Below are 8,578 nucleotides of genomic sequence, written 5' to 3' on the forward strand. Positions count from 1 at the left end.
CCCCACGACGTGCGCGCCGCGGCGCCCCGGCCCGCTGCCGTCCACGTCGTGGGGTGGCCGACGGCCACCGCCGTGGGTTCCGGCGTCGGGCGCTGCTTGACGGCCGTGCCGTGGCCGCGTGCTCCGGGCCCGACCGGGCGCACGGCCGGGGTGACGACGGGAGGCGGGCGTCGCCCGCTGCATACACGCCCAGGGCGGGCGCTGCCGCGCCGGGCGGCGTGGCCGCCGTCTATCCGCGCGCCGCGGGTGGCGCGTACAGTCGCTGATCTTGCCTGCCCCGTTCCACGTACCCGTCCCCGGAGGGGGAGAAGACCATGACGCCGCGACTCCGCAGCGCGCAGTGGTACGGCGGTGACGATCGCGACGGTTACATCCACCGCGCCTGGATGCGCCGTGGACTGCCGTCCGACGCCTTCTCCGGACGGCGTCCGCACATCGCCATCGCCAACACCGCGTCCGACCTCACGCCCTGCAACGCGCACCTCAAGGAGGTCGCCTCCTCCGTCAGGGACGGCGTCCACGAGGCGGGCGGCATCCCCCTCGACCTCCCCGTCGTCTCCCTGGGCGAGACGCTGCTGCGGCCCACCGCGATGCTCTGGCGGAACATGGCGGCGATGGCCACGGAGGAGATGCTGCGCGGCAACCCCGTCGACGGCGTCGTCCTGCTCGGCGGGTGCGACAAGACCATCCCCTCCCTGCTGATGGCCGCCGCGTCCGTCGACCTGCCCGCCGTGGTCGTGCCCGGCGGCCCGATGCTCACCGGCACGTTCCGCGGCAAGGCGCTCGGCTGCGGCACCGACGTGTGGCGGCTGAGCGAGGAGGTGCGCGGCGGGACGCTCAGCCGCGAGGACTTCATCCGCTCCGAGTCCGCGATGATCCGCAGCAAGGGCCACTGCAACACCATGGGCACCGCCTCCACGATGGGCCTGCTCGCCGAGGCGCTCGGGACGGTCGTGCCCGGCGTGGCCGGCACGCCCGCCCCCGACAGCCGCCTGCTGGAGTCCGCGCACGCCACCGGCAAGCTGGCCGTGGACCTCGTCCACGAGGAGCGCACGCCCAGCACGCTGCTCACGCGCGGCTCGTTCCGCAACGCGATCGTCGCGCTCGCCGCCATCGGCGGCTCCACCAACGCGGTCGTGCACCTGCTGGCCATCGCGGGCCGCCTCGGCATCGAGCTGACGCTGGACGACTTCGACCGCATCGGCTCCCGGGTGCCGCTGCTCGTCGACCTCCAGCCCGCCGGCCGGTTCCTGATGGACGACCTGCACCGCGCGGGCGGGCTGCTCGCCGTCCTCAGGGAAGTACGCGACCTGCTCGACCCCGGCGCGCTCACCGTCACGGGCAGGCCGCTCGTGGAGCACCTGGACGACGCACGGATCTGGGACCCCGAGGTCATCAGGGACCGCACCGCGCCCCTGCGGGACGCCGCGGGCATCGCCGTGCTGCGCGGCAACCTGGCGCCCGACGGCGCGCTCATCAAGCCGGCCGCCGCGTCGCCGCACCTGCTGCGTCACCGCGGCCGCGCGGTCGTCTTCGACAGCATCGAGGACTTCCACGCCAGGATCGACGCCCCGGACCTCGACGTCGACGCCGACTCGGTCCTCGTCCTGCGCGGCTGCGGACCGAAGGGCTACCCCGGAATGCCCGAGGTCTCGAACATGCCACTGCCGAAGAAGCTGCTGGCGAGCGGCGTGCGCGACATGGTGCGCGTGTGCGACGGGCGGATGAGCGGCACCGCGTACGGGACGGTCGTCCTGCACGTCGCGCCGGAGGCCGCCGCGGGCGGCCCGCTCGCGCTCGTGCGCACCGGCGACGTGATCGAGCTCGACGTGGCGGCCCGCTCCCTCAGGCTGGACGTCCCGGACGCCGAACTGGCCGCCAGGATACCGGATTCGGCCACCACGGAAGGCTACGCGTCACCCACGCGGGGCTGGGAGAGGCTGTACGTCGACCACGTCACCCAGGCCGACACGGGCGCCGACCTCGACTTCCTGCTGGGCGCCACGGGCCCCGTAGTCGGCCGCGAGTCCCACTGACCACCCCCCCCGGTGTAAGGCTCGCATGCGTCGAGCGGCAGTGGTCCGGGCGGGGACACGGGCTGTGTGCCGTCGAGTCGAAGGCCACGGGCGAGTTCGCCGGGCGCGGCGGCTCGGGTTCACTCCGCGTCGCGAGGACGAACTGGGCGGCGTCCCTGTGACGGTGTACGCGCTCGACAGGCCCGCCGTGTGACAGGTTGGTGGGCGTGACCGTGAACATGATCGCCTGGATCGTCGAGGGCACGTGGCCCTCCTGCGTCGACGCCGTCCGTACGCACGCGCCACGGGACGCGTCCATCACCCTGCTGCACGTCCACGACGAGGAGGTGCACGGCGTCGCGCACGGCGCGTTCGCCGGGCTCCTTGGCAGGGGCCGCCCGGGGCAGGACCCCGGCAGGCTGGTGGAGGACCTGGAGGCGGAGTCGTCCGCCGAGTTGCTTGACGAGGCCGCCGGCCGCCTCGGCCTTCCCTGCACGCAGCTCGCGCGCACGGGCCGCGTCGAACGCGAAGTGGTGGCCGCGGCGCGCGACGCGGACCTGCTCGTCCTCGCGCGCGACGGCGACCGCTCCCGGCTCGGCCCGCACAGCCTCGGCCCGGCGAGCCGCTTCGTCGTGGATCACGCGCCGTGCCAGGTCCTCCTCGTGTGGCCGGAACCCGCCCCTTCCCTCGCGACGCTCCCGCCGGAACCCCCGCATCCGCCGCACCACCCGCCGCACCATCCGCCCCATCACCCCTGAAGGCGCGGGGCGTTCGGGCAGCCCGGCCCGCCTGTGCGTGCACACAGCGCAGACGCTCGACGCCCGCCCCGGCCTGGAGCGCGTCACAGCGTGCGGCGGCCACGAGCGCGGCACGCCTCCCTTCCCGTGCCCCGGCAGTCCAACCGGGACTATAGACCCCCGAAATGACGGCCTGTCTCGACGGAACCCGGCCATCCGCCCGTGGCCGGGGTGAGTCGAGAAACTCGTGTGGATGCCGTTGACACGCAATCACCATCCGCGTTTCACTCATCACTCGTGCGGAGTGGCAACGTTGTCAACGTCTCGGACGGCGACGGCGCCACCCCTTTCGCAGGCGACGGCTCCAACCGGAAGCCGACCGCCCACCGGCACGTCCTGTGCGTAGCACGACCCGCTGCGGAGGCAATTCGATGGTCAACAGCAGCCCCTCCTCTTCCGACTCGCCCCCCACCCCAAGACACCGCAGACGACTCGCCCTGGCCTGTGTCCTCGGCCTCGCCGTCCTTCCCCTCCAGGCGGTGACCTCGACCGCGTCGGCCGCCACCCCCAAACTGGTGAAGGACCCGGCGTCCCTGGTCAATCCGCTGATCGGCACCTCGGGCGCGGTGGACACCTTCCCCGGTCCCGACATGCCGTTCGGCATGATGCAGTGGGGCCCTGACACCACCCCCGACCGCCCTGCCGGCGGCGGTTACGAGTACAACGACAACAAGATCTCCGGCTTCAGCCTGACGCACATCTCAGGACCCGGCTGCGGCGTCGCGGGCGACCTGCCCATCCTGCCCACCACGGGCGCGCTGTCCGGCAACCTCGCCAACACGTCAGCGCAGTTCAGCCATGACGACGAGCAGGCGTCGATCGGCTACTACGGCGTCACCGACGCGTCCGGCGTCAAGACCGAGCTGACCGACACCACCAGGGCCGGCCTCGGGCAGTTCACGTTCCCCTCGGGCAAGCAGGCCAACCTGCTGCTCAAGCTGAGCGGCGGCGCCACGCAGGTCGACGGCACGCGCGTGCGGGTGGTGAACAAGAAGGAGATCAGCGGCTCGATCGACAGCGGCCACTTCTGCGGCGCGGGAAACCGCTACACGCTGCACTTCGACATCAAGTTCGACCACCCGTTCACCCAGAGCGGCACCTGGGTCGGCTCGACGATCAACAAGAACGCCACGACCCTCAAGCAGGGACGCACGCAGCAGCCGGCCCAGAAGCACCCCGAGGCGGCGCAGCCCGAGAAGCACTTCACCGTCCCCGCGTCTCCCTCCCCGAGCCTGCACACCGCGGCCCAGGGCGCGAAGAGCGGCAGTTCCGCGGCGACGGCCAAGAGCGCCAAGGCGGCTCAGCCTCCGACCACCGGCGCAAACGGGATGTACCTGACGTTCGACACGTCGGCGAACCCGACCGTGAAGGCCGCCGTCGGCATCTCGTACACGAGCGACTCGAACGCCAAGTCCAACCTCTCCAAGGAGGTCAAGGGCTGGAACTTCGACGCGATGCGCCAGGCCAACCACGACGCGTGGAACGGCGTCCTCGGCAAGATCGCGGTCGGCGGCGGCAGCAAGGACCAGCAGACGCAGTTCTACACCGCGCTCTACCACTCGCTGCTGCACCCGAACGTCTTCTCCGACGACAACGGCCAGTACATGGGCATGGACAACCAGGTCCACAAGCTGGCCAAGGGCCAGAAGGCCCAGTACGCCAACTACTCGGGCTGGGACACCTACCGCTCCCAGACGCAGCTCATGGCGGCGGTCGAGCCCAAGGTCACCAGCGACATCGTGACCTCCATGCTCAACGGCTACGACCAGACGGGCCTGCTGCCCAAGTGGGCGTCCAACAACGGCGAGAGCTACGTCATGGTCGGTGACCCGGCCGCCGGCATCATCGCCGACGCGTACGCCTTCGGCGCCCGCGGCTTCGACACGAAGCACGCGCTGGCCGCGCTGGAGCACGAGGCCACCGTGCCGAACCAGGACCGCCCCGGCGAGTCCGTCAGGGACGCCAAGGGCTACCTGCCGCTCGACGAGAACGACTACGGCTGCTGCAACTTCTACGGCCCGGTCTCCACGCAACTGGAGTACGACAGCGCCGACTACGCGCTGGCGTCGTTCGCCAAGTCGCTGGGCAAGAAGGGCGTCTACAAGAAGTTCGCCACCCGCGCCCAGGACTGGATGAACGTCTTCAACCCGCAGACCGGCTACATGCAGGGCAGGAACAAGGACGGCCAGTTCGCCGCCGGCTTCACCCCCGGCACGTCCAACGGGTTCGTCGAGGGCAGCTCGGCCCAGTACACGCCGATGGTGCCGTTCAACCTCAAGCAGCTGATCCAGGCGCGCGGCGGCAAGAAGGCCTACTCGTCCTACCTGGACAGCCTGCTCGACAACATCGCCAACCCGACCAGCACGGACGCCAACCTGAGCAACGAGCCCAGCGTCGAGATCCCCTGGGAGTACGACTACCTGGCGCAGCCCTGGAAGACGCAGGCCGCGGTGCGCGACGCCCAGCAGAAGCTGTACTTCAACGCGCCGGTCGGCTCGTTCGGCAACGACGACCTCGGCGCGATGAGCTCCTGGTACGTCTGGTCCGAGCTCGGCATGTACCCGGAGACCCCGGGCACGAACACGCTGGCTCTCGGCAGCCCGGCCTTCCCGGTCGCGAAGGTGAGCTTCGCGCACGGCAAGAAGCTCACGATCAACGCCCCGAAGGCCGCGCCCAAGGCGCCGTACGTCCAGTCCCTTGACGTGCACGGCAAGGAGTGGAAGAAGTCCTGGGTCACCTTCGACCAGGTCAAGAAGGCCCGCACGATGGACTGGGCGCTCGGCACGACGCCCAACAAGTCCTGGGCGTCCTCGGCGAACTCCGTTCCCCCGTCGGACACCACGGGCGGCGGCAAGGTGCTCGCCGCGACCGGTCCCGGCAGCGGCCTGATCCTGGCGCCGGGCGCCAAGGGCGACTCCACGCTGAACGTGACCAACCTCGGCTCCAAGGCGACCACCGTCGACTGGACCGCCACGGCGCCCGCGGGGGTGACGCTCTCGGCGTCGTCCGGCTCGCTCAAGGTGCCGGCGTCGGGCAGCGCGAAGGCCGACATTCAGGTCACCGCGCCCACCGACGAGGGCAGTTACTCCGTGACGTTCGCGCTCACGGACCACGCGACCGGCGCGTCCGTCGGCACGGCGGCGCTGCGTGTGGCCGTCGCCCAGCCGGGCGAGCTGTGGCCGTACTCCACGAACGAGGGCGTCTACCCGGACGGTGCCACCTACAACGGCGGCTTCGACGGCGGTGGCTGGGCGTACTCGCAGAACGCGCTGCAGGCGGCCGGCGTCACCTCGGGTGCGAAGGTCAGCTCGGACGGGATCGACTACACCTTCCCCGAGGTGAAGTCGGGGCGGCCCGACAACATCGAGATGGCCGGCCAGACCATCCCCATGGTCAAGGGCAGCACCGGCTCCTCGCTCGGGCTGCTGGGCTCCGCGACCAACGCGCCGACCGACGGCAGCGGTGTCACCGGCACGCTGACCGTGACCTACACGGACGGCACGACCGCGAAGGCGCCGGTCACCTTCTCGGACTGGACCCTCGGCGCCGGCGGCTCCAAGCCGGTACCGAGCGACACCGAGGCGGTGACGACGAACTACCGCAACACGGGCAGTGGCGGTCGTGACAACGTGAAGGCGTACGTCTTCTCCACGAAGGTGCCGCTCGACCCGTCGAAGCAGGTGGCCTCGGTCACCCTGCCGAACTCCGGGGCGCATGTGTTCGCCTTCGGCTTCGGCGAGTGACGCGGCACCACCGTTCTCTGCCGAGAACATGCATCTGCGCATGATGTGCAATAAGCTGGACGAGCCCGGGCGGTAGCGCTTGTGATCGTCTTCTCAGCACACGTGTACGGGTGACGTACGAAGGGCCCCCGCGAGGACGTGACTCGCGGGGGCCCTCCGCCGTGTGGCGGGACGGCGCCTCGTCGCGACCCCCACCGCACTGGCAGGATGACCGGCATGCGGTACATCATCATCGGGGCGGGTGCGGTCGGCGGCAGCATCGGCGCCAGGCTCGCCGAGTCGGGCGCCGACGTCGTACTCGTCGCGCGCGGAGCCCACCACGAGGTGCTTCGGGACCGCGGCCTGTCGTTCACCTCGCCCGAGGGGACGCGGGTGCACAGGATCCCGGTCGCCGACGGCCCCGCGGCCGTCGGGCTGCGCCCGGACGACGTCCTCGTACTCGCCGTGAAGACCCAGGACAGCGTCGCCGCTCTCGACGCCTGGGCAGGACGGCCCGTCGACGGCGGAGGGACGGCGGGGGAGCGGCTGCCGCTGGTGTGCGCGCAGAACGGCGTGGAGAGCGAGCGCCTCGCGCTGCGCCGCTTCCGCCGCGTGTACGCCATGTGCGTCTGGCTGCCCGCCACGTACGCCGAGCCCGGCAGCGTCATCGCGCCGTCCACCCCGTACAGCGGCATCCTGCACCTGGGCCGCTACCCCTCGGGAGTGGACGAGACCGCGTCGGCCATCGGCGCCGAGCTGGAGAAGGCCCGGCTGCTCGCACCCGTCGTGCCGGACGCGATGCGCTGGAAGTACGCCAAGCTGCTGTCGAACCTCGGCAACGCGGTCGAGGCACTCACGGGCTCCCCGGCCGACGACGACGCCAAGGCGGTCTTCCAGCGGGCGCTCGCCGAGGGCTGGGCGGTGTTCGCCGCAGCCAAGATCGACTGCGCCACGCAGCAGGAGCAGGACGAGGCGCGCGCCCTCATCCACGTCGACCCCGGCATGGGCGCCCGGCGCGGCGGCGGCTCCTCCTGGCAGTCCCTGAACCGGGGCACCGGCACCATCGAGGCCGACTACCTCAACGGCGAGATCGTCCTGCTCGGGCGCCTGCACGGGGTGGCCACCCCGGTCAACGAGACCCTGCAGCGCCTCGCCGGCGCCTTCGCGGCGGAACGCCGCCCGCCGGGATCGCTGCCGGGGCACCGCTTGCGCGCACGCGTCGAGGACGGCGATTGGCCCAGGGGGCTGCCCTCGTAATGGCCCGCGGATGTGGGGCACCGGGTGGTTAGGCTCGGCCGCATGACGACCTCAGGATCCGCCTCGCCGGACTCGTCCACCCCGCCCGGTCCGTCCGCCAAGGGCCGTGCCACCGCCGACTTCTGGTTCGACCCCGCCTGCCCGTTCGCCTGGATCACCTCACGCTGGATGCTGGAGGTCCAGCGGGTGCGCCCGGTGGACGTGCGCTTCCACGTGATGAGCCTCTACCTGCACAACCTCGGCAACGACCTGCCCGACTGGTACCGCGATCTGGTCGACCGCTCGCTCGGGCCCGTACGCGTCGCGGTCGCCGCGGCCGAGGCGCACGGCGACGGCGTGCTGGCCGGCCTCTACACGGCGCTCGGCACCCGCATCCACCGCGAGAAGAACGAGGACTTCGACGCGGTCGTCGCCGAGTCGCTCGCCGAGTGCGGCCTGCCCGCCTCCCTCGCGGACGCCGCGCTCGACCCGTCCCACGACGACGCGCTGCGCCGCAGCCACGACGCGGGCAAGGACCCGGCCGCCGACGCGTACGTGGGGACGCCGACGATCCACCTGGACGGCGCGGTGTGGTTCGGGCCCGTCCTGAACGAGGCGCCGCGCGGCGAGGCGGCGGGCGAGCTGTTCGACAGCGTGCGCGTCCTCGCACGCCACCCCGACTTCTTCGAACTGAAGCGGACCAGGACCGGCTCGCTCAGGCCGTAAGCCGTGAGCCGTGAGCCGTGCGCCGTGTCCGGCCGGCCCCCGGGCCCTCAGGCCGCCGCGGCGCGCCCGGGCACGGGGGCCG

Annotated in this window: 5 protein-coding genes; all 5 read left to right on the forward strand. The window is 71.8% G+C overall.

The annotated features are described in order from the left end of the window. The first annotated feature begins 314 nt into the window (after nucleotides 1-314). The 5 genes from JFN87_RS29990 to JFN87_RS30010 all read left to right on the forward strand — a co-directional run bounded on the left by JFN87_RS29990 (nucleotide 315) and on the right by JFN87_RS30010 (nucleotide 8,496). Nucleotides 315-2,036, forward strand: a complete 1,722-nt coding sequence (locus JFN87_RS29990) for an IlvD/Edd family dehydratase (RefSeq protein ID WP_209345167.1) — start codon at nucleotides 315-317, stop codon at nucleotides 2,034-2,036. A gap of 212 nt (nucleotides 2,037-2,248) precedes the next feature. Next, nucleotides 2,249-2,773: a universal stress protein gene (locus JFN87_RS29995; RefSeq protein ID WP_209345175.1), complete on the forward strand. Its 525-nt coding sequence runs from the start codon at nucleotides 2,249-2,251 to the stop codon at nucleotides 2,771-2,773. 410 nt (nucleotides 2,774-3,183) lie between these two features. Continuing rightward, complete coding sequence (locus JFN87_RS30000; protein ID WP_209345169.1) at nucleotides 3,184-6,555, forward strand: lectin; 3,372 nt, start codon at nucleotides 3,184-3,186, stop codon at nucleotides 6,553-6,555. A 216-nt stretch (nucleotides 6,556-6,771) separates the two neighbouring features. Further along, nucleotides 6,772-7,791 (forward strand): ketopantoate reductase family protein, encoded by a 1,020-nt coding sequence (locus JFN87_RS30005; protein ID WP_209345171.1) that lies wholly within the window; start codon nucleotides 6,772-6,774, stop codon nucleotides 7,789-7,791. 42 nt (nucleotides 7,792-7,833) lie between these two features. Next, a complete protein-coding gene (locus tag JFN87_RS30010; RefSeq protein WP_209345173.1) occupies nucleotides 7,834-8,496 on the forward strand; it encodes a mycothiol-dependent nitroreductase Rv2466c family protein in 663 nt (220 codons plus the stop codon). The last annotated feature ends 82 nt before the right edge of the window (nucleotides 8,497-8,578 follow it).

The sequence above is a fragment of the Streptomyces montanisoli genome, from assembly GCF_017813245.1.
Classification (GTDB): domain Bacteria; phylum Actinomycetota; class Actinomycetes; order Streptomycetales; family Streptomycetaceae; genus Streptomyces; species Streptomyces montanisoli.